The following is a 23,922-nucleotide window of genomic DNA, read 5'->3' on the forward strand; positions in this document are numbered from 1 at the left end:
GAGGGCCAGGCTAGACACCACACAATTCTCGCAACAGGCGGGTGTCCAGATGCGTCTCGACCAGATCGGCGAGGCGTTCGATATCGCGCTCGCGCAGGGCGTGGTAGTCGACCACCTCGACGTCATCGAGTCCGGCCCAGCGCAACAGCGCCTTACAGGCGTCGGATGATTCGAACAGACCGTGCAGATATGTCCCCAGCACCTGTCCATCCTCGCTGACGGCGCCATCATGGCGACCATCGTCGAGACATACGGCGGCTCGCCCGAGCGCCGGCCCGTGACTGATCCCGGCATGAATCTCATAGCCGCTGACGAAGGCATCATCAATCGTCAAGCGGCCACGGACGTTGCGCAGCTGTTTCTCGCTTTCCAGTCGTGTGGACAACGCCAGCAGGTCAAACCCAGCGCTTTCGCCAGCGACACCTTCCAGTCCATGCGGGTCGCAGATGTGTTCACCGAGCATCTGCAGTCCGCCACAGATACCCAGCAGCTTGCCGCCATAACGCAGATGACGCTGGATCACCGCCTCCCAGCCTTGCTCGCGCAGCCAGGCAAGATCGGCACGAACGCTTTTCGAGCCAGGAAGAATGATCAGGTCGGCGGCAGGAACAGGTTGTCCGGGGCCGACGAAACGCAGATCGACCTGAGGGTGCAGGCGCAGCGGATCGAAATCGGTGTGGTTGCTGATACGCGGCAACACCGGCACCACCACTTTCAGCGTGCGTTCGCCCTTGGCTGACTGACGCACATCGATGGCATCCTCGGCTTCCAGATGAAAGTCCATCAGATACGGCAACACGCCCAGCACCGGCTTGCCGGTGCGCTGCTCCAGCCAATCCAGTCCCGGCTGCAACAGCGCAATATCGCCACGAAAACGGTTGATCACAAAACCCCGCACCCGCGCCTGTTCCGACGTACTGAGCAGATCGAGCGTGCCGACCAGATGGGCGAAGACGCCGCCCTTGTCGATATCGGCGATCAGGATCACCGGGCAATCCACCGCCTCGGCGAAGCCCATGTTGGCGATGTCATTGGCGCGCAGGTTGATTTCGGCGGGCGAGCCGGCACCCTCGACCATCACCACGGAATACGCCGTGCTCAGGCGCCGATGGGACTCCAGTACCGCCTGCATGGCCACGCGCTTGTAGTCGTGATAGGCGGCGGCGTCCATCTGGGTGACCGCCCGCCCGTGGATGATCACCTGCGCACCGATATCGCTGTTGGGCTTGAGCAGCACGGGGTTCATATCGGTGTGGGGCGCCAGCCCTGCTGCCTGGGCCTGCACCGCCTGCGCCCGTCCGATCTCGCGGCCGTCGGGGGTGACCGCGCTGTTGAGCGCCATGTTCTGTGGCTTGAAGGGCGCCACAGTAACGTTCTGGCGTGCCAGCCAGCGGCACAGTGCGGTCACCAGCGTGCTCTTGCCCGCATCGGAGGTGGTGCCCTGAACCATCAAGGTGTTACTCATGAACCATTTCCCTGTAAAACCCCAGCGCGTCTGCCAGTCGGCTCCAGCCCCGCTCGTCTGCCGGCAGGCCAAAACGCAGGCTCGGCGGAGCGTGAAAACGGCGAACGAGAATGCCCAGGCCGGCGAAAAATTCGTACAACGGGTCGGCCTCTTCGCTCAAGACCCACTGGAACAGCGCGCAGCCACCGGCAGACTGCAAGCCATGTGCTGTCAGCAGATACGCCAGGCGCTTGCCATCGGCCAGAAGCTGCTCGCGCTGCCGGCGCTGCCCTTCGCGGTCAGCGAGCAAAGCCGTGCCGATGAACCGTGACGGCCCAGTGACAGGCCAAGGCCCCAAGGCATCACCCAGCGCACGCAACAGCTTCTCTTCAGTCAGTACGAAACCCAGCCGAGCGCCGGCCATGGCGAAAAACTTGCCGAACGAACGCAATACAATCAGCCCCGGTAAATGGCTATATAGCGCAAGGCTGTATTCAGGCGTGGGGTCGATAAAAGCTTCATCAACCACCAGCCAGCCACCCCGTTCCGCCAGCCGCGCATGCCAGTCGAGCAATTGCGCGGGCGGCAACAGGCGCCCGGTGGGGTTGTTCGGATTGACCACCACCAGCACGTCGAGATGGTCAAGCGCGCGCGGCACGCTACCTTCGATGAGCTCACTCAGGTGATGTCCCTCTCGTCGCCAGGCCTCGGCATGCTCGGCGTAACAGGGCGAGACGATGCCAACCCGACTTTGCTGACGTAGCCTCGGCAGCATCAGGATCGCCGCTTGAGAACCGGCAACCGGTAGCAGTGAAGAGACAGCGTAATACTCGCGGGCGACGGCCTCCAGCTCATCCTCAACTTCCGGCAGGCGGCTCCAGGCACTCTCCGGTATGGCCGGCAGGTCGAATCCATAAGGTGCGATACCGGTGGACAGGTCAAGCCAATCCGTCAACGGAATACCGAATTCATGCGCCGCCGCGCGCAACCGTCCGCCATGTTCAAGCATGCAACCCGCTCCCCAGCAGCATCAGCAGCAACCAGAGACCCACTCCAGCCCAGACCAGATCCAGCGCCCGCTCGATATCACGTGCTTGTGGCGCTTCGCCCTCGCCCAGCGATGGCCGCTCGTGCCGCTCGCCGTGGTAGATCGCCGAGCCACCGAGTGTCACGCTCAGTGCCCCGGCACCGGCCGCCATCACCGGCCCCGCGTTGGGGCTATCCCAGAGTGGCGCCTGCAGGCGCCAGCAACGCCAGGCCTTGCGCGTCTGGCCGAGCACGGCGTACGTCAACGCCACCAGTCGGGCGGGGATGAAATTGAGCACGTCATCAATACGCGCAGCGGCCCAACCGAAACGCTCGAAGCGCTCGTTACGATAGCCCCACATGGCATCCAGCGTATTGCTCAGGCGATAGAGCACCACACCCGGCGCGCCGGCAATCGCGAACCAGAACAGCGCGGCGAACACCGCATCGCTGCCGTTTTCCAGCGCCGACTCAGTGGCGGCGCGGGCGACGCCCGCTTCGTCCATTCCGGAAGTATCGCGACTGACGATAAACCCGACACGCCGGCGCGCCTCGGGCAAATTTCCGCTACGCAAGGCGCTCACCACCGGCAGCAGATGCTCACCAAGGCTGCGCAGGCCCAGTGCGAAATACAGCAAGACGATCTCCACCAGCCAGCCAACGCCAGGCAACAGACTGAGCAGCCAGGCCGTCAATGTCAGCGGCAGCACGGTCAGGCACCAGGCCGTCACGCCGTGACTGCGCCAGCCACGCCCATCCGGGCCGTTGAAATGTCGCTCAAACCGATCCGCCAGCCGCCCGAAAGCCACCAGCGGATGGCCGCGTCGTAGTTCGCCCAGCCATGCATCCAGACCAACGCCGGCCAGGCAAGCCAGCGCCACGCTCACTCGCGCTGCCCCCAGCGGTTGTTGAATAGCAACTCGTCCAACGGGCGCGGCTGGGTCCAGCCTTCCAGCACCAGCATCGGCGACGGATAGAACTCGACGACCGGACCGAGACAGATCACTGCAACTGGCGTGGCACCCGCTGGCATCTGCAACAGCTCAGCCAAGGCCGGGGGATCGAACAGCGACACCCAGCCCATTCCCAGCCCTTCGCCGCGCGCGGCCAGCCAGAGGTTCTGGATCGCACAGGCCGCCGAGGCGAGATCCATCTCCGGTAATGTGCGCCGACCGAATATGTGCGCTTCGCGGCCCTCCATCAGCGCCACCACCAGCAGTTCGGCGCAGTCCTGGATGCCTTCGACCTTCAACTGCATGAACTCGCTGCCGCGCTCGCCCAAGGCTTCGGCAGTCAGCAGGCGCTCCTGCTCGACCAGCCTGGCAATGGCCGTGCGCAGCTCTCTGCGAGTAATGCGGATAAAGCGCCACGGCTGCATCAGGCCAACGCTGGGTGCCTGGTGTGCGGCTTCCAACAAGCGTGCGAGCAGTTCGGGGGCCACTTCACCGCCGCTGAAATGGCGCATGTCGCGGCGTTCGGCAATGGCTCGGTAGATGCCGGCGCGTTGTTCGTCGGTAAAGGCGTGTTCGCTCATGGACTCAACAAGGCTGCGGCCGCCACGGGATCGGACGGCAGATAGAAATGAATGTAGGACGCCGTCAGTCGGCTCTGGCGATAAACCGCCTCGGCGGTACGTTTGTAATTCGGGCATTCACCTCGAACCCAGGGTTCAAGCGGGGTTTCCAGTACGGAATGGTGAAAGGTATGCCCACGCAGCCGCCCTTCCGGCAGCACCACTTCCTGCAACGCCAGCGCCGTCAGACGCGGCTGCAGTCGAGCCTCGCCGGGCAGCAGGCCGAGCATGGTGCCACATGTTCCAGCCTTGTCGGTAAGGCGGTTGAACAGGTAAAGCATGCCACCGCACTCGGCGAGTATCGGCTTGCCTGCAGCGCGGTGTACACGGATCGCCTCGGCCATGCCCTGATTGTCCGCCAATGCGCGCAGGTGCAGCTCGGGATAGCCGCCGGGCAGGTAGAGACTGTCTACCGGCGGCAGGGTCGTATCGACCAGCGGCGAGAAGAACACCAGCTCGGCGCCCAGCTGGCGCAACAGGTCGAGATTGGCCTGATAGAGAAAGGCGAAAGCAGCATCCCTCGCCACACCGATACGCACGTCCTGCAGCAGCGGTTCAAGCGAGTGTGCTTGCGGCGCAGCGAAATCCACTGCTGGCGGCAATGCCACATCGGCACTGGCCGCCAAGGCATCGGCAGCGGCATCCAGGCGTGCATCCAGGTCGGTCAGTTCGCTGGCCTGCACCAGCCCCAGATGGCGGCTCGGCAGTTCGATATCAGCGCTGCGCGGCAACGCGCCGTACCAGCGAATCGCCTCCGGCAGGCTATCGCGCAGGATCTCGCCATGGCGCACGCTACCGACCCGGTTGGCCAGCACGCCGGAGAACGGCAGATCCGGTTGGAAACTGGCCAGCCCATGGGCCAGGGCGCCGAAGGTCTGGGCCATGGCCGCGCCGTCGATCACCGCCAGCACCGGCACGCTGAAGCGCCGCGCCAGGTCGGCAGCACTGGGGTTGCCATCAAACAGCCCCATCACCCCTTCGATCAGGATCAGGTCGCATTCGCCCGCCGCCTCCCACAGCAATCGGCGCGATTCTTCTTCACCGACCATCCACAGGTCGAGCTGGTACACCGGCTGGCCGCTGGCACGGGCGAGAATCATCGGGTCGAGAAAGTCCGGCCCACACTTGAACACCCTCACGCGCCTGCCCTGGCGCGCATGCAGCCGTGCCAGGGCGGCGGTAACGGTGGTCTTGCCTTGACCGGATGCCGGTGCGGCGATCAGCAATGCCGGGCAGCTTCGGCTATTCATCGCGACCTCTCGTCATCGTAGGGTGGATGACGCTTCACCCATCCACCGACAACGTGGACGGTGGATGAAAAAGGCGTCATCCACCCTACACACCCCTCAAGCGCGAGCATCAGAACTCCACGCCCTTTTGCGCCTTCACACCCGCTTTAAAGGCATGTTTGATCAGGCTCATTTCGGTCACGGTATCCGCTGCCTCGATCAGTCCGGGAGGCGCCCCGCGACCGGTGACCACCACGTGCTGCAACATGGGCCGCGATTCGATATCGGCCAGCACCGGCTCCAGTTCCAGATAACCGTATTTCAGCGCGATATTCAGCTCGTCCAGCACCACCAGGCCGACGCTTTCATCGGCCAGCAACTCACGGGCCACGGCCCAGGCCTCCTGCGCCTTGGCTATGTCGCGCTGGCGGTCCTGGGTTTCCCAGGTAAAACCTTCGCCCATCACGTGATAACTCACTTCATCCGGGAAACGCCGGAAGAAGTTTTCCTCTCCGGTGCTGGCCGCGCCCTTGATGAACTGCACCACGCCGACCTTGATGCCATGCCCCAGCGCACGGGCGACCATGCCGAAGGCCGAGCTGCTCTTGCCCTTGCCATTGCCGCTGTGCACCAGCAACAGGCCGTACTCGTCCTGAGCCTCGGCGATCTTCGCATCGACCACCGCCTTCTTGCGCTGCATGCGCGCCTTGTGTCGCTCGTCACGTCCGTCCATCAGTGCACCTCCCGCGCGCGCTGCAGGCGTTGCGCCGAAACGATACCAACATGCAGCACCAGCCCCGTGCCGACGTAGAACGCCAGGTTGCTCAGGTGACGCGGCACGTACTCGGCGATGCGCGCGAGGAAGCCGGCCAGCGTTGGTTCGGTGTAACGGCCCGAGAAGAAGTAGAAGCCGCCGCCTGAGAACAAGTACGCCACGAAAGCCGCACCCACCAGCGTCAGTGCCAGCATGGCCAGGCTGCGCAGATCGTCGCGCTGCCATTTGGCGAATAGCCGTCCGGCCAGCCACAGGCTGCCGTAGGCCGGCACCAGCGCCCAGTAGGCCGGCGACAGGCACCATTCGCTGATGGTGCCGCTGGCCAGGGAACCGAAATCCAGCGCGGACGCCACGGCGAACAGCAGCACGAACATCCCGCGCGGGCGCAGGTAGAAACCGGCCAGGAAGAAGATCGACCAGCTGGCGCTGGGCAGGTTAGCGACGCTGGCGAAGTGTTGGCCTCGGGTCATGGCCATCAACAGGATCAGCGCGGCGCCTATTGCTAGTTGGGCGCGCGTGGACAGGATATGCATGGTGTTCTCCTTCGGGTTGCGAATCAAAGGGCCTGGTAGCGGACGGTGAAGTACACCGCGCGGCCAGGCTGTTCGTAGGTCTGGGTGGTTTCGTAGTCACGGTTGAACAGGTTCGCCAGCTTGACCTGCAGGCGCCAGGCCTCGTCGACGCGGTATTCGCTGCGCAGATCCACCAGGGCGTAGCCGGGCATACGCGACTCATCAGTGTTGCTGGCCTTGTCGAAGCGCTCGCTCACCGCGTACAGCGAAGCGCCCAGGCCGATGGCGCCGAACTGGCGGTCCATATCCAGATTGAAATGGCGCTTGGCGCGGCGTTGCAGCAGATGGCCGTGATTGGCCTTGCTGCGGTCCTGCGGGTCCATGAAGGTCAGGTTGGCCGCCACATCCCAGCCGGCCAGTACGGCGGCCAGCGTGGTCTCGATGCCGCGAATGCGCGCCACGTCTACGTTCTCCGGGCGCATGGGACGGCTGCCCGCCCAGACGATCAGATCTTCAATCTGGTTCTCATAGGCATTGAAGCTCCACTCGCCCCAACCATGACTGCCACGAATGCCAATCTCGTAGCTCTGCGCCTCTTCCGGCTTGACGTCCGGGTTACCTGCGGTGGCGCTGCTGGCCGGGTAGTACAGGTCGTTGAACGTCGGCGCGCGGTAGGCGGTGCCGTAGGCGGCGGTCAGTACCAGCGCATCGCTCAGGTTGAAGCTGTACCCCAGGCTACCGGTGTCGTGCGCGCCAAAGAACTCATCGTCGTCGCGACGCAGGCCGGCCTGCACGCCGTGACGACCGAAAGCGGCCTGGTACTGGACGAAGTAGCCCTTGTTGTAGCGGCTGTCCTCGGCGTAGTCATCGCTGCTCTCGATACGATCGGTCTGGTAGTCCATGCCGAGACTCAGCACCTGCGCCTCGCCGAAACGCAGGTCGTTCTGCCAGCTCAGGCTGTCGCGGCGAGTGTCGAAACGCGAGTAGAAGGCACCATCCTGGAAGTTGTCGCTCAAGTCCTCACTGTGGCCCGCCTGCAAGGTGACGTCCCAGAAGCTAAGCGGCGAGAAGCGCGCACGACCGCTGATGGCTTGCAAGGATCCATCGCTGTAGGCGTCGCGGCCCGTGGCACCGCTGGTCGAGCGAGTATCGAAGTCACCGTGGTTTTCGCTCTGCAGCCAGCTACCGTCGAGCTCCAAGCCGCTGTCGAATCGATAGCCGGCGCGCAACTGCGCGGACAGCTCACGATAGCCGTCGGCATCCGGCTCATAGGCATTGGGCGCAGCGCTGCGAAAGGCACGGGCGCTGATGCCGTCAGTGGACTCACTGGCAACGCCCATATTGAACCAGCCATTGCCTTGACTGCCGGCCACGCCGGCCGAGCCGCTGTAGCTCGAACGTGAGCCGGCGCCAACCGAGGCGTAAGGCTTGACGCCATCGGCGGCACCACGGCGGGTGAAAATCTGGATCACCCCACCCATGGCCTCCGAGCCGTAGAGACTGGAGCGCGGCCCTCGGACGACCTCGATGCGTTCGATCTGCTCCACCGGGATGCTCTGCAGCGCGGCGCTGCCGGAGGTGGCCGAGCCGATGCGAACGCCGTCGATCAGCACCAGTACGTGCTTGTCGCTTGTGCCACGGATGGAGACCGAGGTGCTCTTGCCGCGCCCTCCGTTGCTGGTGACGCTCACCCCGGCCAGGCGCTGCAGCAACTCCGGCACGCTGCCCGCCTGCTGACGCTCGATTTCGTCACGGGTGATGATGCTGCTAGACGCAATAGATACCGGTGCATTGCTGGTTCGGCTGGCGGTGATCACCTGCTGGCCCAGCAGCAAGGCATCGCCGTGATTGGCCAGTACACAGGAAGGAAGGCCCAGTAGCACCACGGCCAGGGAAAGGGAATTGCGCATCGGATTGAAGTTCTCCGTCGTGCCCACCCGCACGACAAAAAGTCAGTGGAGACAGACGGAAGAACTCGAAAGAAGGGAGTACCGCAAGGGTACGCACCCGCTCAGCGCCCGCCGCACTGTCAGTGAAATGCGACAGGCCGGTCTCCGGGCTTGCGAGCGGATGCGTCATGGCATCCCGAAACCGCGCCTTCCCGTGCGTGAACACAGTGGCAATTGCGGTTTCTTGACTCGCCTACCGTTGCGGGGGCAGCGCCGGAATCTTCGTGAGAATGGACCGGCTTCCCTGTTTCACCCATATGGCTTTTCGCCAAGGGCACCTGAGGCGACGCGGAGGTTAGTCCAAGGCTTGGCGCGACGCAACTGAAAGCAATGCAGCCTTGGCACCATGGCAATGATTATGGGTATCTTGCTCGCGACTGACGGAACCGGCTGATGCCTGCCTGCTTCGAATGTCACACTACTGTTCACTCGCCATCCGGCCATCGCAGGAAAAAACGCTCGCCCATGACGACCATCGTACAGATCTCCGACACCCATTTCGGTACCGAACAGCTGCCTGTAATGCGCGCTCTGGAAGAACATGTTCGCGCGCATGGTGCCGATCTGCTGATTCTCTCAGGAGACATCACGCAGCGGGCCAGGGCTGGAGAGTTTGCCGCCGCGCAGGCATTCGTTCAGCGGCTTCAGGACCTGGGCATACCTGAAACACTGGTGATTCCAGGTAATCACGATATTCCGTTGTACAACCTCTTCGCTCGTGCCTTTACGCCCTACCGCAACTACCAGCGCCATTTCGGAAACAATCTTGAACCGACTTTCGAGACCGACGACATGCTGGTCATCGGCCTCAACACGACGCACCCCCGGCGGCACAAGGATGGCGTGGTCACGGCCAGACAGGTGCGGGCCGTAAGTCGCCGTCTGAAAGACTGCGACCCAGGCAAGGTGCGCATCCTCGTCGCGCATCAGCCATTCGGCGCGATGGTGCAGAGCGATCTGAGCAACCTGCAGCACGGAGCCGAACCAGCCCTGCATTGCTGGGCCGAAGAAGGACTGGATCTGGTCATGGGTGGACATATCCACCTGCCCTACGTGCTGCCGCTTTCCGGGCAGTACAGCGGTCTGTCGCGGGAAATCTGGATGGTTCAGGCCGGAACTGCGCTGTCATCGCGCCTGCGCGGCACTTCGCCCAACTCATTCAACCGCCTGAAGCTGCATTCGGGCATAGACAAGAAAGTCTGTGTGGAGCGCTGGGACCTGCTGGACGATCACTTCGCGCCGGCTTCGCACTTCAATCTGCACTGGTAGCGGACAACCGCTAGCGCCGTCAGGGATTGAGCGCCAGATGCTCTTCATTGAGCACGCGCCGGGCGTTGAGGTAGTTCTTCTGCCAGTAGCTGTTGGAAAGACTGTCAAGCCGCACCGTGCCACCGCTGGACGGCGCATGCACGAAACGGCCCTCACCGACATAGATCGCCGCATGACTGACACGCCGCCCACCGCTGGTGGCGAAGAACAACAGATCGCCTGCCTGCAGCGCATCACGCCTGACAGGGCTGGCACTGCGCATGGCATTCATTTCTCGCGTGGTGCGTGGCAGGGCGATACCCGCCGCACCTCGGTAGACATAGCCGATCAGGCCACTGCAATCGAAACCGCTGTCGGGCGTATTGCCGCCATACCGATAAGGCGTTCCAACCAGGCCCAGGGCAGTAAACAGCACATCCTCGGCGGCACCGGGTACAGGCTGCGCTACCGGCGCCATGATTGTGGGTTCGATGGCTTGCCGACCGGCACAGGCAGTCAGCAGCAGGACCGTCAGTAGAAGGATCGGGAGGCGGGCCAGAAAGGGCATGGCAGAGCAGTCCGGGCAAAGGAGCCATCACTCTGCCGGCATGCGCCGCGGGATGCAACCCCGGCGCCCGCCTCGTCAGTTACGGGAAGGGATGTCGCTTGAAGCGGAAGCCAGCGCCAACACACGCTTGGCCTGCATGAAACTGGCACGCCAATAGGCGTCGTCCAGGCTGTCCACCCGCACGCCACCACTGCGACTGCTGGAGGAATGTATGAACTGATCATCGCCGATATAGATGCCGGCATGGCTGACACGGCCACGCCCACGGTTGTTGAAGAACACCAGATCACCCGGTTCAAGCTCGCTGCGTTTGATCTTCGGTGCCTCGAGACTGATCATTTCCCGCGTTGAACGCGGCAGTTCGATACCGGCTTCCTTGCTGAACAGGTAACCAACGAAACCGCTGCAATCGAAGCCGGTTCTGATGGACTTGCCACCATAGCGGTAAGGCGTACCGACCAGGGTGAAACCACGCTCGAGGATGCTGTCGGCGAGCGGCGGCAGCTCATAACTCTGCTCGTCGGCAAGCTCACGCAGCTGCTGCTCGCTGGGTTCGATTGGCTCGGCCTGCGCCTTCATCACTTCATCGTTCATGCCTGTAACCAGCTGCGCAAAATCCAGCTGGAAACCCTCAGACACCGCGATGCGCTCCTCTCGCTCCGGTTGCACGGCACAGGCCGACAGCAGCAGGACGAGTGATAGAGGCAGCAAAGGTGCGAGGCGTTGGTACATGGATGAACACGGGAAGTCAGAAAAGTGGGCGCACTATGCCTTTTATGGCGCCGATGAGCAAATTCAATCACTGGAAATGTGACGGATTGGCCGCAACGAAACGTCTGGCGTGGCCTTCAGTGATTGACCGTAAACGCCAGCATGGCCGAGAGCTGACACATGGGGCGGCCGCTTTCTTCCCGCCAGCGGTTGAACAGTGCCTGCACCGCCGCCTGATCGCGCTGGCTGCCGGGCACCTTGTCGATGACCTTCTGCGCCTTGAGTGCAGCCACCACGTCATTGCTGGGAATAAAGGTGTCCTTGCCGGCCATGCGCAAGAAGCGCGGAGCTGAAAGACCGCCCAGCTGACTGCCATGCCGGGCGATGTAGCGCCAGAGGCTGACGACATCTTCTACCGGCCAGTCAGCAAGAAGATGGCCGAAACCACCCTTCTCCTTCGCCACATCCAGCACGAACTGGGCATTGCGCGGCACACTCTTGAGCTTGCCCAGATGCCGAATCAGCTGCGTGTTCTGCATCATCCGCTCGACATGCTCGCCGCCCATCAGCACCACCTTTTCCGGGTCGAAGCCAAAGAAAGCCTGCTCGAAAGCCGGCCACTTGGCATCCACCAGGCTGTGTTTCAGGCCCGCACGGAAGATCCGCAGGGCGATCAGTGACAGGTAGCGGTCATCGGAAATCGCGCGCAGCTCATCGGCACTGCGGGGCTGCGGCAGCAACCTTTCCAGCGCAGCCGCCGAGCCAAAACGATTGAGGCAATACTCATGCAGCCATTTGTAGTCACGCATGCTCATCTCGGTCCGAAAGGGTTCTGGGTCGGCGCCGGGCGCCCGGCAGCCACACTGAAGAAAGCTGCAGAGGTTGCCATAAACGACAATGCCCGTATCCGTCGATACAGGCATTGTTTCAACTCACCTAGGCTGTCAGGTTTTCGCGCGTCTGAGAGCCAGGCTTTACTCAGGCCAGCAAAGGCGATCAGGCCTTGATGCGGGACTTGTATTCGCCAGTGCGGGTGTCGATTTCAATCGAGTCGCCGATTTCGCAAAAGGCGGAAACCTGCAGTTCTGCACCGTTCTTCAGGCGGGCGGTCTTCATCACCTTGCCTGACGTGTCGCCACGTACGGACGGCTCGGTGTAGACGATTTCGCGAACGATGGTGGTCGGCAGCTCAACCGAGATCACCTTGTCGTTGTAGAAGGTGGCTTCGCAGACATCGCTCATGCCGTCTTCGATAAACTTCATGACGTCTTCGAGGTCGTCCTTCTCGATTTCGTACTGGTTGAACTCGGCGTCCATGAAGACATACAGCGGGTCGGCGAAATAGGAATAGGTCACTTCCTTGCGCTCAAGGATGACAGGCTCGAGCTTGTCGTCCGCTTTGTAGACGGTTTCGGTAGCAGAACCATTGAGCAGGTTCTTCAACTTCATCTTGACTACGGCACTGTTGCGGCCGGACTTGTTGAATTCGGCTTTCTGGATAATCCAGGGTGCGCCGTTGATCACGGCCACTTGGCCGGCACGAAACTCTTGTGCGGTTTTCATACGAATGTCCGAATGGGATTAGAGACAAAAAACAGGCCGCGTATCATAGGGTCTGTTCCCGCTTCGTCGCAAGCCGCGCTGCTGTGCACTAAGCGGGAGTAGCCCCTAACCAATCCGCGTAAAAAAAGACCAGCTTTCCCGCCAGATCGCCATTGGCGACCTGTTTACGAGTCCAGTGTTCGGCATGCGCCAGCAGTTGCGCTTCATGTTCGAGCATCGTCAACCAGGCCTCGCCACTGCCTTCGCCGCTGTTCCAGGCACGCCAGAAACCCCGCAACGCATCACTCGCCTCGGGTGTAAGGCCACGCAGATAGAGTTCGAAAAAAGCATTGAGCTTGTCCCAGTGAGCATCCTCTTCCTGCGGATAGATATGCCAGACCAGTGGTCGCCCGGCCCATTGCGCGCGGATAAAGGATTCCTCGCCACGTACCGCATTGAAATCACAGCACCACAACAGCATGTCGTACTGATGCTGGGTCATGAATGGCAGCACGGCGATATCCAGCGAACCACGCTGATAGCGATCACCGGCGCGCAGCTGCTCAAGCTCCAACCAGCGCGCCACGTCCTCCAGCACACGACCTTCCGGCACCAGTAACTGCGACGGCTGTGCCTGCGCCGCCAAGGCATCGAGCCAGCTGGCGATGGCAGGGTTCTCGTAGGCGAACAACGACAGCAGCGTCGTACCGGGCTGTACGTTCAGATCGAAGCTCTGCAGAAAGGCTTCGCGCAGCGAGAGGTCATTCTGGAAGGCCTCGCGCCGGGCAATCAAATCGCCCTCGCGTATGAGCCCGCCGGTGCCTTCTTCGAATCCAGGGAAAAAGAAATACTTCTGCAAACCATCGGATTGCATGGAAGGCAGTGCGTGGCAGCCCACCACCCAGTCTTCGGCACTCAGGTATTCCAGATTGAGCCAGAGAATGCGCCGCTTACTGGCGGCCATGGCGGCGATGTATTCATCAGGCAACCGGCACGCAAAGGCTTCGATCACCACATCGGCAGGCTCGACGTCCGGCCACTGGGGCGACCAGTGGCGGATTTCGACGCCTTCATGCCACTGCTGGCTGGCCGTGGCGCTGGCGCTGGGCTGCAGCCGGGCAAAGGTCTGCAGGTCATCGATCCACAGGCGCACCTGCTGTCCATGTTCGACCACCAACTGCCGTGCCAGACGCCAGGTCACGCCGATATCGCCGTAGTTATCCACCACAACGCAGAAAATATCCCAGCTCGCTTTAACCGACAAAACGATTGCTCCTGCAGAAATATCAGGACAGTTTGCACCAGCCTTGCAGGCTGAAAAAAAGAAGGATACAGGCTCATCCAGGCAGATGATCTTGAAGCGATACGCTTGCTTTTGTGACAGCAGGTCAGCAGCGTAGCTGACTGAGGAACGGATCGAATCCGAAAGTGTTGCGAGGAACAGCGCTTCGTTATGGAGGTGAACCCTACCAGCCACACCCCGGCACACAATGTCACCGCTGCGGCTGCTCCCTTCCGGGCCTGACCGGGTTCACGGCTGATCGTTGCGAGGGGACCGGCAGGGCCCACCATAACAAACGCCCGCCTGGCGGCGAGCGGCGCCATTGTACCGGCTTGCTCCCAACTTACAACTGATTCATTGCGTGATTGCCGCGACAAGCGCAAAGGCTGATTGCAGCCACCTGCAAGGGCAACGCATGATACGAATCGTAGAAACAAAGACACCGCAATCCCGGAAGGCCTGGCCCGTCCATCAGTCCATTGAAAAAAATCCTTTTGAGTTCCGATCACCACGAACCCCCGGGTAAAAGCAACAGTCTGTTGCTGGACAAAACGCATCACTCATCAGTGTTGTGATGCTGCACAATTCGCTGCTGAAATCTCGGCAGATCCGAACCAAACGGCGTTGCTGTCGTGCAATCAGGACTGACGCGCCACTGTAAAGAGGTAAGCATGAGCACAGCTCCAATCGCCATTGTCGGGACCGGCCTTGCAGGCCTTTGCGCAGCGCAAACGCTGCATGCCGCCGGGCAGTCGGTGCAACTTTTCGACAAGAGTCGCGGCCTTGGCGGACGCATGCTCAGCAAGCGCAGCGAAGCGGGCCATCTGGATCTGGGGGCACAATATTTCACCAGCCGGGACCGGCGCTTTACCGAGGCCGTGCGCGACTGGCAGGCACGAGGCTGGGTTGCCGAGTGGTCACCGAACCTTTATCAGGCCCGAGGCGGACAGTTGTCGCCCTCTGCCGATGAACAGTTACGCTGGATCGGCGTCCCGCAGATGAGTTCGATTGCCCGCGGCCTGCTCGGCGACATACCAGTCACCCTCTCCTGCCGCATCACCGAAGTCTTTCGCGGCGAGGAATTCTGGACGCTGGTTGATGCCACGGGTGTCAGCCATGGCCCCTTCAGCCAGGTGATCATCGCCCTTCCAGCACCTCAGGCCAGTGCGCTGCTGGCCTCGGCACCGAAGCTGGCCGCCGTCGCTGCCAGTGTTGCGATGGAACCAACCTGGGCCGTGGCACTGGGGTTTTCCACACCGCTGGAAACCGGCCTTGATGCCTGCTTCGTACAGGACGACGCCCTCGACTGGCTGGCCCGCCACAACAGCAAACCCGGTCGCGATGACCGCCTCGACACCTGGGTTCTGCACGCGACCAGCACCTGGAGCAGGCAGCACCTGGACCTGCCCAAAGAGCAGGTGATCGAGCAGTTGCATGGCGCCTTTGCCGAGCTGATCGACTGCGCCGTACCGGCGCCGGAGTTCACCCTCGCCCACCGCTGGCTATACGCCCGGCCGAGCCAGTCCCACGAATGGGGAGCACTGGCGGACGCTCATCTGGGGCTGTATGCATGCGGCGACTGGTGCCTGTCCGGACGTGTGGAAGGTGCCTGGCTCAGCGGCCAGGAAGCTGCACGCAGGCTGCTGGAAAACCTCTGAAGACGCAAAGCGGACTGCGCCAGAAGGTCCGGAGCAAGGCTGCAGGGTAAAGTGGCGCGGTGCTATCATGCCGTCTTTCTTGCCCTGCCTGTCCGGAGTCACGATGAACCCCTCAACCCTGATCGGCATTATCGCGAGCATCGGACTGCTCGCCGTGGTGATGCTGTTCGCTGCGGAAGACCCGTCACTGTTCATCGACCTGCCCAGCATCGGCATCGTGGTGGTCGGCACCCTGGCTGCAACCTTCATCAGCTACCCGTTGCGGGAAGTCATGCGGGTGTTCGGGCTGATCTGGACGGTGATGCGCAACGAGCGTCTGTATACCCATCAGGACCTTGAGGAACTGGTGCAGATATCCCGACTGTGGATAAGCGGTGATCTGCCTGCGGTCGAACGTGCGGTGGAAAAGGTCAGCAACCCCTTCCTGCGCACGGGCGTGCAGCTGGTGGTCGACAATACCCCGGAAGAAGACATCATCGACCTGCTGCAGTGGCGTATCGCTCGCCTGCGCGCGCGGGAAAATGCCGAGGCGCAACTGTTCCGCGCCATGGCCAGCTATGCCCCGGCATTCGGCATGATCGGCACCCTGGTCGGGCTGATCAACCTGATGTTCATGCTCGGCAGCGGCGACATGGAGCTGATCGGTCGCAGCCTCGCCGTGGCCCTGATGACCACCTTCTACGGCATTCTCCTGGCCAACCTGTTGCTCAAGCCCGTGGCAGTTAAACTCGAACGCCGCACGGAACAACGCGTCGCCCTGATGAACCTGGTGATGCAGGGTATCTCGATGATGTGCAACCGCCGCAGCCCGGCGTACATGCGCGAAACGCTGAAATCCTTCATCGCTCATCACGACGACGACATTCGCGATGCCGGTAATGGCAGCTCGCGCGTCAAGTCGCAGGACGCCTGAGTTGAACGGGCAATCAGCACCTGGCGGTCGCTTCGCCAAATGGCATGTCGAACCACGTCAGGATGAGGAGCAGGACGCCTGGCTGCTGACCTATCTCGACATGCTGACCCTGCTGCTGGTGATGATGGTGATCATGCTCACCCTGGCCGGCAAGGGCGACGGCGAGAGCAGCCAGCCTGCTATGAACAGCGACTCCACGTCGGACACCCTGATCGTGGTCGGTAATCCACTGCAGATTTCAGACTCGCCGCTGCCCATCGCTCCGATTATCGCCGATCCGCTGGCCGAACCCCCGGCAGCCACGGATGAGCAGGAGAAGCTGGCGATGGATCTGGGTGAAGACATCGAGGTGATCATCAATGAGGGCAGTATCAGCTTTCGTATCAGCAGTGAGATTCTCTTCGGCTCCGGCCAGGCCGAACTGGAAAATGCCGGTCTGGACGTGATCGACCGGCTGATCCCGACCCTGGCAGCGAGCAAGCACCGGATCATAGTCGAGGGCCACACCGACAACCTGCCCATCCAGACCGAACGCTTCCCTTCCAACTGGGAACTCTCGGCCAGCCGTGCCAGCAGCGTGGTGCGCTATCTGCAAATGACCGGCATCGAGGCCGCCCGCATGAGCGCCACCGGCTACGCAGACACTCGCCCGCTCGGTGACAACAGCGTTGACCAGGGCCGCGCCAGCAATCGCCGCGTCGAACTGATCATGCAAACCCAGGCGGAGTAGCCCTGATCCGCAAGCGGGAATACGGCATCAACCCAGCGCGGTATCCAGAAACATCATGACCGCAAAGCCGCCCATCAAGCCGACGGTTGCCGAGGTCTGGTGACCATTGCGGTGGGTTTCCGGGATGACCTCATGGGACACCACGAAGATCATCGCGCCGGCAGCCAGCCCCAGGCTGACCGGGTAGGCGATGGCGAAGCCACTGGATATCCCCAGACCAACCAGCGCACCCAGCGGCTCCATTAGCCCCGACGCAGCGGCAATCAGCACCGCCCGCAACGCGGGGAGCCCGATGCTTCGCAGCGCCAGCGCCACGGCCAGCCCTTCAGGGATATCCTGGATCGCAATCGCCATGGCCAGCGGCACGCCCACATTCATGTCACCCTCGGCGAAGCCCACGCCGATGGCCATGCCTTCGGGAATGTTATGCAGGATGATCGCGAAGACAAACAGCCAGACCCGACTGATGCGCTGATGCTCCGGCCCGAAGGCCCCGGCGCTTTCATGCTCATGCGGCGTGAAATAATCCAACCCGAGCATCAGCAATACGCCCAGCCCAAGGCCCGCTACCACGGTCGCTGCCGCGGCGGGTCCACTGCCCAGCAGATCGCGCGCTGCCTCCAGTCCCGGAAGAATCAGTGAGAAGGAGCTGGCGGCGAGCATCATCCCGGCGGCGAAGCCGAGCATGCTGTCCTGCATACGCACTGAAATATTGCGCAGCACGATGGCCATCAACGCACCGAACGAGGTTGCCGCAAAGCCGGCGGTGCCCCCGAGCAGCGCGTAGCGGATATTGATCTGTTCGCTGTTTTCAAAGGCGCTGTAACCACTGGCCGCAAGCAGCATCAGCACGATCAGCAGCGTGCCACCAAGCCCCAGCGCAACCAGGGGATTTGCCTGCGCATGGGCAAGCCATACCGCACGCAGCGATGCTGTTGCATTTTGGGTAGTCGTTGCCATTTTGCGCCCTTGCACGGAGTTCTGTTGCCATCGCCGCAACCGTAATCGCAACGCATGACAACGCTAGGACCCTAACCGCCTCGCAAGGTTTTCAACAGGCCCGCAGCACCTGCCCTGCGACCTTGTAGCCAGTGAAGAGACTCACCGGTAGGATGCACCGGGAAGAACTGCCGATCCATAGGACTCGAATGAAAGACGATATTTCCGCCCCGGCCAACATGCAGGATCAGCAACAGGCAATGCTCCGGCGACTGGCGCGCATCGAAGGCCAGATTCGCGGCATTCAGGCGATGATCAAGCGTGGCGAAGATTGCGAGTCGATTGCCCAGCAGTTTTCCGCCTCACGCAGCGCGCTGGACAAGGCCTATCGACTGCTGCTCACCTGTCTGCTCGAAGAAGCCCTGCAGGACAAGGAGCAGGACACTACCGAAGCCCTGACGCGCGTTCGCGAGATATTCACCAAATACACCTGAGCACTTCCCCACATCACCGCGCCTGGAGCTTCCAGGCACGGTGGATCTTGCTGTTGCGACGAAAATCCTCATCCAGCGTGGCGCCGGTGATTTCCTCTACGGCGTAACGCTCGACCATGCCCGGATCAAGCACGAACTTGCGGAAGTTGTTGGAAAAATAGAGCGTTCCACCTGGCGCCAGACGCGCCATCGCCAGATCCAGCAAGGCCACATGATCACGCTGAACATCGAACACGCCCTCCATCCGCTTGGAATTGGAGAAGGTCGGCGGGTCGATGAAGATCAGGTCATATTCGCCACGATCCTCCTCCAGCCATGCCATCACATCCGCCTGTTCCAGGCGCTGCCGATCCGACAGACCGTTCAGCGCCAGGTTGCGCCGTGCCCAGTCGAGATAGGTTTTCGACAGATCGACACTGGTGGTGCTGCGAGCACCACCCTTGGCCGCATGCACGGTTGCCGTCGCCGTGTAGCAATACAGATTGAGAAAGCGCTTACCGGCGGCTTCACGTTGAATGCGCAGGCGCATCGGACGGTGATCGAGAAACAGCCCCGTATCCAGATAATCGGTGAGATTCACCAATAGCTTGACGCCACCCTCGTTCACCTCGAGAAATTCACCCTGACTGGCCTGGCGCTCGTATTGGCGCGTGCCGCTCTGACGCTCGCGCCGCTTGACCACCACCCGCTCGCGGGAAATGCCCAGCGCCTGGGGAATCGCTCCCAGCGCATCGAACAGACGCTCCTGGGCCTTCTGCGGGTCAATCGAACGTGGCGGCGCGTATTCCTGCACATGCACCCAGTCCCCGTAGAGGTCGATGGCCAGAGCATATTCCGGCATGTCGGCGTCATACAGGCGGTAACACTGGATGCCTTCCTTGCGCGCCCACTTGCCCAGTTGGCGGAGGTTCTTCTGCAGACGATTGGCGAACATCTGCCCGCCTTCACTGAGACGCGCCAGTTCCGCCACCGGTTGCGGAACGATATTGTCAGTCTTGTCGACAGAGGATGCCGAACGCTGGCCGGTGACGAACTGGTCCAGCTCAACCTTGATCAGCAACAGCTTGCAGGGCAAGGCGCCGTTCCAGAAGGCGTATTGCTTGTGGCTGCGAATGCCCATGCGCTTGCCCAGGTCGGGAGCAGACGTCAGCACTGCCGCCTCCCAACCGAGACAGGCCTGACGCAGGCGTTCACCGAGGTTTTGGTAGAGATAGACCAGGCTGGCTTCGTCACCGAGGCGCTCGCCATAGGGCGGATTACAGATCACCAGCCCTTTCTGGTTCTGATCCGGGCGTGGCTCAAAGGTCGCCACATCGCCCTGATAGACGCGAATCCAGCTCGCCAGCCCGGCCCGCTCGATGTTGTTCTTGGCCGGCTGGATAAGCCGTGGATCGGCTTCGTAACCGCGTATCCACAACGGCTGCCGGGCCATGCCTGCCTCGGCCCGTGCCTGCGCCTCGTCATGCAGACGGTTCCACAGTGCCGGCACATGCCCGAGCCAGGCGCTGAAGCCCCAGCGCTCGCGGCGCAGGTTAGGTGCAATATCGGCGGCCATCATGGCGCCTTCGACCAGAAAGGTACCCACGCCACACATGGGATCGGTCAGCGCACCACCGGCTGCGGCAATGCGTGGCCAGCCGGCACGGATCAGCACGGCGGCGGCCAGGTTCTCCTTGAGTGGCGCCGCGCCCTGCTGCAGGCGATAACCGCGCTGGTGCAGGCTATGCCCGGACAGGTCCAGCGACAGCACCGCCTGACCGCGATCCAGGCGCAGATGCACGCGCAGATCCGGGTTCAGCTTGTCGACGCTTGGCCGCTCACCGGCAGGCGTACGCAGCCGGTCGACGATGGCGTCCTTGACCTTGAGTGCGCCAAAGTGGGTGTTGTCGATTCCCGAACCATGACCACTGAACTCAACCGCCAGCGTGCCGGTTGCATCCAGATGCTCGGACCAGTCAACCCGGTAAACACCGTCATAGAGTGTTTCAGCATTTTCAGTGGCGAAGCGGTCGATCACCAGCAATACACGATTGGCCAGCCGCGACCAGAGGCACAGCCGATACGCCACTTCCATCGAGCCGAAGCCACGAATGGCGGAAGTCTGCTCGCGCGCCTCTTCGAGCCCAAGGCCGATGGCTTCGTCGAGCAGCAGGCCTTCGAGGCCTTTGGGGCAAGTGAGGATGAGTTCGTGGCGATCAGTCATGGCATGTCCAGAAAAGTGTTCGGTTTGGCAGTGCGCTTCGCCCTGTCAGACCGGGGCAAACGGTGTATTGGCCTGCCCTTTTCAAATCGGTGCAGGTGTCACGCCGACGGCCTCGTGTAATCCACGGTTGGCGCGCCTTATGGGAGAGAGCAGGGTTCGGTTACTTCCTTATGACAAAACGATCATTCCAGCTTCGGACGCATTGGGTTAGAACTCGACTCAGTCCGGCAGCGCAATGCTACCGGAAGGACTCCGCCACGCCGGCAGCGGAATCCGATGGCAGTCTAACTGCCCGACCTCGCCATGAGGTCAACAGGAACACCAGTCAACCACTGAGGGCAATACCCAATGAGAAGACTCAAGCGTGATCCGATGGAACGAGCATTTCTACGCGGTTATCAGCATGGCATACACGGCAAATCTCGCGATCTGTGCCCCTTCTACCATCCCGAAGTGCGCCAAGCCTGGATTAACGGCTGGCGGGAGGGTCGCGGCGACAACTGGGATGGTCTGACCGGCACCGCCGGTCTTCATCGACTGAACGAACTCAACGCGGTCGGCTGACACAGGATCACACCGACTTCAACAGGCACGCCCCACCCGGGCGGCGGGCTGAAGCCCAGGGGCTCCCCAAGGGAGCCCCACCGGGTAATCGAATACCTTCTAGAAACTCCCATCCTTGCGCGAGCGAATGGCTGCGATGGCATCCACCGACTCGCGTATCAATGCGGGGCCCTTGTAGATAAAACCTGTGTAAAGCTGCACCAGGCTTGCCCCTGCCTCGATCTTTTCCGCCGCGTGACGCCCTTCGGTGATACCGCCAACCGCGATGATCGGCAGGCGCCCCCCCAGGGTTTCAGCCAGCACCTTGACGGTATGTGTGCTCTTGTCCCGAACCGGCGCGCCGGAAAGCCCACCGGCCTCATCGGCATGGGCCAGCCCGGCGACGCCGTCACGACCCAAGGTGGTATTGGTGGCGATGATGGCGTCCATCCCGGCCTGAAAAACCGTATCGGCCACCAGTACGATTTCTTCGTCGGTCATGTCAGGGGCTATCTTGATGGCAAGCGGTACGCGCTTGCCATGCAACACTTCCAGATCCTCTCGACGCAGGCGAAGCGCATCGAGCAGTTGCTTGAGCGAATCACCGAATTGCAGGCTGCGCAGCCCCGGCGTGTTGGGTGAACTGACATTCACCGTGACATAGCTCGCCTGGTGGTAAACCTTGTCCAGGCACAGCAGATAGTCGTCCTGGGCGCGCTCAACCGGCGTATCGAAATTCTTGCCGATGTTGATACCCAGAATGCCCTTGAAACGCGCCGCATCAACCCGTTCCAGCAATGCATCGACGCCATGGTTGTTGAAACCCATGCGATTGATGATCGCCTCCGCTTCCGGCAGGCGAAAGATGCGCGGCTTGGGATTTCCAGGCTGCGGTCTGGGCGTCACGGTGCCTACTTCGACAAAGCCAAAGCCCAGCTGTGACAGGCCGCAGATCGCCTCGGCATTCTTGTCCAGACCTGCCGCCATACCGACGGGGTTGGGAAAGTCCAGCCCCATCACCCGCACGGGCAGGCTTGCCGGTGCCTTGCTGAGCATGGCGTTCAGCCCCAGTCGGCCACCCGCCCCGATAAGGTCCAGCGACAACTCATGGGAATTTTCAGGGGTTAACTTGAATAGCAGCCGGCGAGCCAGGTTGTACATACGCAGCTAGATCCTGGGAAAGTTGACGCGAAAGTATAGCAGGCAGGACGCTGCTACAGCGGTGTGCAAATCACCATGAGCGCCCCATTCAATCGAGTTTGCGCAGACAAGTCAGCTTGCCGTCCTCTGAAAATTCCATTTCGAATGAACCATATACCCCGACGGTTGTCGTAAACGGGCGCAAGTGGTGAGCTGGCAAACTGACACGTATCCCATCCCTGCTTCTTACCAGAATGCGGTTGGCCTGCCCCTGATAGACTGCCAGCAACCGCTCGGCAGGCAATGCGATATCCAGCACGAGGCGTGGCATGGAGGCTCCTTTAATGATCAGTACGACGATATTGCCACAAGGCTGTGTCCTCAGTGTCTTGCTACCTGTCGCGCGCCCCGCTTGCAACCTGGGTCTTCGCAAAGCCAGTGCAGGTTCTTGCAGGCTCTGGCACACTTTGCCCCCTGTACAGCGAGCCCATCCAGAATGATGAGCCAATCCGAGTCGATGCCGTCCGTGATTTCCCGACTTGCCAGATTCGCCCAGCGCCTTGGGCTGACCGGAAAACCACCGCGTCAGACGCTTGAGCACGCCAGTCAGATCCGTTTGCCCTTCGAACCCCTTTGCGAACCGGCCCCCAGTATTTTCTGGCATGACGGCCCTTGCCTGCAGAGGGTCGTCGATCTGCCCCGTAGCGCACTTTCCGGGCCGATCCAGGAAGACAAAGCCAAGGCCCATGCCGCCCTGACACGTCTGGTGCGCAAGGAAGTCACTGCCTATCCGTCTATGGACCTGTGCCAGATCGACGGTATCAGTGGCCAGAGCCCAGACGGCAATAGCTACCCAACCTTCGAGGCGTTTGCGGCGACGCCAGGCTGCCGCCAGCTGCGCGTGATCAGCTACAAGGATTTCCTGCGCACCCTTGGCACCGCCCTGCCCGGTTTTGAACAACAGACGCCGATAGAACTGCGCCAGGCCAGCTGGCTTGGCGAACGAATTTACTGGGCAGGCGAATATCACGTCGAGGCCTTTGCCTGTGCCATCGCCTATGCGCGGCTCAGAGGTCTGGAAGTGATGCTGCCTTGCGAACTGACCGACTACCGACTCGACAGTGCCGGCTTGCAGGCGCTTGATGACGAATACCATGCCATTGCCATGCCCGCCCAAGCCTGGAGTGATCGCGACTTCATGGGATTGCTGCTTGACGCCAAGGTGCCTTATGCCCGCCTGCATCTGCTGCGCAATGCCAACAACTCCGAACTACTCCTGCTGGACAAGCGCGTCAGTGCTGCCAACGCGCTTGGCGAAGGGCTAAAACACGCCGGCGCACCAGACATGGTGCGGTACTTGCGCAACCTCCCGCAGATCACCCGTTTCCGTCTCGGCCATCAGCCTCAGGAAGCTTGAAGCAGTAGCCGACACACGGGCTCACA

General features: G+C 61.7%; 24 protein-coding genes, 1 other RNA gene and 1 riboswitch. Of the genes, 7 read left to right on the plus strand and 18 right to left on the minus strand.

Features of this window, described 5'->3' with window-relative positions:
* Positions 1–10: 10 nt before the first annotated feature.
* The 8 genes from NAV32_RS10110 to btuB form a co-directional block, all read right to left on the minus strand.
* Positions 11–1,465 carry a cobyric acid synthase gene (locus NAV32_RS10110; protein WP_256052665.1) on the minus strand — a complete coding sequence of 485 codons (1,455 nt, stop codon included), beginning with the start codon at positions 1,463–1,465 and terminating at the stop codon, positions 11–13.
* Positions 1,458–2,453, minus strand: coding sequence for a threonine-phosphate decarboxylase CobD (gene cobD, locus NAV32_RS10115; RefSeq protein WP_256052666.1), 996 nt, complete (start codon positions 2,451–2,453; stop codon positions 1,458–1,460). Before cobD ends, NAV32_RS10110 begins: the two co-directional genes overlap by 8 nt.
* Positions 2,446–3,357, minus strand: a complete 912-nt coding sequence (gene cbiB / locus NAV32_RS10120) for an adenosylcobinamide-phosphate synthase CbiB (RefSeq protein WP_256052667.1) — start codon at positions 3,355–3,357, stop codon at positions 2,446–2,448. Before cbiB ends, cobD begins: the two co-directional genes overlap by 8 nt.
* Entirely contained in the window at positions 3,354–4,004 is a 651-nt protein-coding gene (gene bluB / locus NAV32_RS10125) for a 5,6-dimethylbenzimidazole synthase (protein WP_256052668.1), read from the minus strand. The genes cbiB and bluB overlap by 4 nt, the downstream gene beginning before the upstream one ends.
* Positions 4,001–5,293 (minus strand): cobyrinate a,c-diamide synthase, encoded by a 1,293-nt coding sequence (locus NAV32_RS10130; protein WP_256052669.1) that lies wholly within the window; start codon positions 5,291–5,293, stop codon positions 4,001–4,003. The genes bluB and NAV32_RS10130 overlap by 4 nt, the downstream gene beginning before the upstream one ends.
* Positions 5,294–5,402: 109 nt before the next feature.
* A complete protein-coding gene (cobO, locus tag NAV32_RS10135; protein WP_256052670.1) occupies positions 5,403–6,005 on the minus strand; it encodes a cob(I)yrinic acid a,c-diamide adenosyltransferase in 603 nt (200 codons plus the stop codon).
* Positions 6,005–6,580, minus strand: coding sequence for a hypothetical protein (locus NAV32_RS10140; RefSeq protein ID WP_256052671.1), 576 nt, complete (start codon positions 6,578–6,580; stop codon positions 6,005–6,007). The genes cobO and NAV32_RS10140 overlap by 1 nt, the downstream gene beginning before the upstream one ends.
* Positions 6,581–6,603: 23 nt before the next feature.
* Positions 6,604–8,469, minus strand: a complete 1,866-nt coding sequence (gene btuB, locus NAV32_RS10145; RefSeq protein WP_256052672.1) for a TonB-dependent vitamin B12 receptor — start codon at positions 8,467–8,469, stop codon at positions 6,604–6,606.
* Positions 8,470–8,587: 118 nt separating this feature from the next.
* Positions 8,588–8,805: riboswitch (cobalamin riboswitch) on the minus strand.
* A gap of 168 nt (positions 8,806–8,973) precedes the next feature.
* Between btuB and NAV32_RS10150 the strand changes: the two genes are divergently transcribed.
* Positions 8,974–9,777 carry a metallophosphoesterase family protein gene (locus NAV32_RS10150; protein WP_256052673.1) on the plus strand — a complete coding sequence of 268 codons (804 nt, stop codon included), beginning with the start codon at positions 8,974–8,976 and terminating at the stop codon, positions 9,775–9,777.
* A gap of 19 nt (positions 9,778–9,796) precedes the next feature.
* Here NAV32_RS10150 and NAV32_RS10155 read toward each other — a convergent pair whose 3' ends face one another.
* The 6 genes from NAV32_RS10155 to ffs form a co-directional block, all read right to left on the minus strand.
* On the minus strand, positions 9,797–10,324 hold the full coding sequence (locus NAV32_RS10155) for a C40 family peptidase (RefSeq protein ID WP_256052674.1): 528 nt from the start codon (positions 10,322–10,324) through the stop codon (positions 9,797–9,799).
* Positions 10,325–10,399: 75 nt separating this feature from the next.
* A complete protein-coding gene (locus NAV32_RS10160) occupies positions 10,400–11,056 on the minus strand; it encodes a C40 family peptidase (protein ID WP_256052675.1) in 657 nt (218 codons plus the stop codon).
* A 116-nt stretch (positions 11,057–11,172) separates the two neighbouring features.
* The gene (locus NAV32_RS10165; protein ID WP_256052676.1) at positions 11,173–11,844 is read right to left on the minus strand and encodes a DNA-3-methyladenine glycosylase I; all 672 of its coding nucleotides are present in this window, start codon (positions 11,842–11,844) and stop codon (positions 11,173–11,175) included.
* 187 nt (positions 11,845–12,031) lie between these two features.
* The gene (gene efp / locus NAV32_RS10170) at positions 12,032–12,598 is read right to left on the minus strand and encodes an elongation factor P (RefSeq protein WP_256052677.1); all 567 of its coding nucleotides are present in this window, start codon (positions 12,596–12,598) and stop codon (positions 12,032–12,034) included.
* Positions 12,599–12,686: 88 nt separating this feature from the next.
* Complete coding sequence (earP, locus tag NAV32_RS10175) at positions 12,687–13,841, minus strand: elongation factor P maturation arginine rhamnosyltransferase EarP (protein ID WP_256052678.1); 1,155 nt, start codon at positions 13,839–13,841, stop codon at positions 12,687–12,689.
* Between the two features lie 200 nt (positions 13,842–14,041).
* Positions 14,042–14,138, minus strand: an RNA gene (gene ffs / locus NAV32_RS10180) — signal recognition particle sRNA small type.
* Between the two features lie 392 nt (positions 14,139–14,530).
* On the opposite strand from ffs, the gene NAV32_RS10185 reads away from it, so the two are divergent.
* The 3 genes from NAV32_RS10185 to NAV32_RS10195 all read left to right on the plus strand — a co-directional run bounded on the left by NAV32_RS10185 (position 14,531) and on the right by NAV32_RS10195 (position 17,160).
* Positions 14,531–15,517 carry an NAD(P)/FAD-dependent oxidoreductase gene (locus tag NAV32_RS10185; protein ID WP_256052679.1) on the plus strand — a complete coding sequence of 329 codons (987 nt, stop codon included), beginning with the start codon at positions 14,531–14,533 and terminating at the stop codon, positions 15,515–15,517.
* Positions 15,518–15,620: 103 nt separating this feature from the next.
* Positions 15,621–16,430 (plus strand): motility protein A, encoded by an 810-nt coding sequence (locus NAV32_RS10190; RefSeq protein WP_256052680.1) that lies wholly within the window; start codon positions 15,621–15,623, stop codon positions 16,428–16,430.
* A gap of 1 nt (position 16,431) precedes the next feature.
* Positions 16,432–17,160, plus strand: coding sequence for an OmpA family protein (locus NAV32_RS10195; protein ID WP_256052681.1), 729 nt, complete (start codon positions 16,432–16,434; stop codon positions 17,158–17,160).
* Positions 17,161–17,187: 27 nt separating this feature from the next.
* Here the strand turns inward: NAV32_RS10195 and NAV32_RS10200 are convergent, their stop codons facing one another.
* Positions 17,188–18,120, minus strand: coding sequence for a ZIP family metal transporter (locus NAV32_RS10200; protein WP_256052682.1), 933 nt, complete (start codon positions 18,118–18,120; stop codon positions 17,188–17,190).
* Between the two features lie 188 nt (positions 18,121–18,308).
* On the opposite strand from NAV32_RS10200, the gene NAV32_RS10205 reads away from it, so the two are divergent.
* On the plus strand, positions 18,309–18,593 hold the full coding sequence (locus tag NAV32_RS10205; RefSeq protein ID WP_256052683.1) for a metal-sensing transcriptional repressor: 285 nt from the start codon (positions 18,309–18,311) through the stop codon (positions 18,591–18,593).
* Between the two features lie 13 nt (positions 18,594–18,606).
* Here NAV32_RS10205 and rlmKL read toward each other — a convergent pair whose 3' ends face one another.
* Positions 18,607–20,796, minus strand: a complete 2,190-nt coding sequence (rlmKL, locus tag NAV32_RS10210) for a bifunctional 23S rRNA (guanine(2069)-N(7))-methyltransferase RlmK/23S rRNA (guanine(2445)-N(2))-methyltransferase RlmL (protein WP_256052684.1) — start codon at positions 20,794–20,796, stop codon at positions 18,607–18,609.
* Positions 20,797–21,144: 348 nt separating this feature from the next.
* On the opposite strand from rlmKL, the gene rmf reads away from it, so the two are divergent.
* Positions 21,145–21,360: a ribosome modulation factor gene (gene rmf, locus NAV32_RS10215; protein WP_037022861.1), complete on the plus strand. Its 216-nt coding sequence runs from the start codon at positions 21,145–21,147 to the stop codon at positions 21,358–21,360.
* A gap of 99 nt (positions 21,361–21,459) precedes the next feature.
* Here rmf and NAV32_RS10220 read toward each other — a convergent pair whose 3' ends face one another.
* Together NAV32_RS10220 and NAV32_RS10225 are read right to left on the minus strand one after the other, a co-directional pair.
* On the minus strand, positions 21,460–22,500 hold the full coding sequence (locus NAV32_RS10220; RefSeq protein ID WP_256052685.1) for a quinone-dependent dihydroorotate dehydrogenase: 1,041 nt from the start codon (positions 22,498–22,500) through the stop codon (positions 21,460–21,462).
* A gap of 88 nt (positions 22,501–22,588) precedes the next feature.
* Positions 22,589–22,810: a DUF2835 domain-containing protein gene (locus tag NAV32_RS10225; RefSeq protein WP_256052686.1), complete on the minus strand. Its 222-nt coding sequence runs from the start codon at positions 22,808–22,810 to the stop codon at positions 22,589–22,591.
* A gap of 165 nt (positions 22,811–22,975) precedes the next feature.
* Between NAV32_RS10225 and NAV32_RS10230 the strand changes: the two genes are divergently transcribed.
* Positions 22,976–23,896, plus strand: a complete 921-nt coding sequence (locus tag NAV32_RS10230) for a DUF6685 family protein (RefSeq protein WP_256052687.1) — start codon at positions 22,976–22,978, stop codon at positions 23,894–23,896.
* The last annotated feature ends 26 nt before the right edge of the window (positions 23,897–23,922 follow it).

It is taken from the genome of Stutzerimonas stutzeri (assembly GCF_024448695.1).
Taxonomy (GTDB): domain Bacteria; phylum Pseudomonadota; class Gammaproteobacteria; order Pseudomonadales; family Pseudomonadaceae; genus Stutzerimonas; species Stutzerimonas stutzeri_T.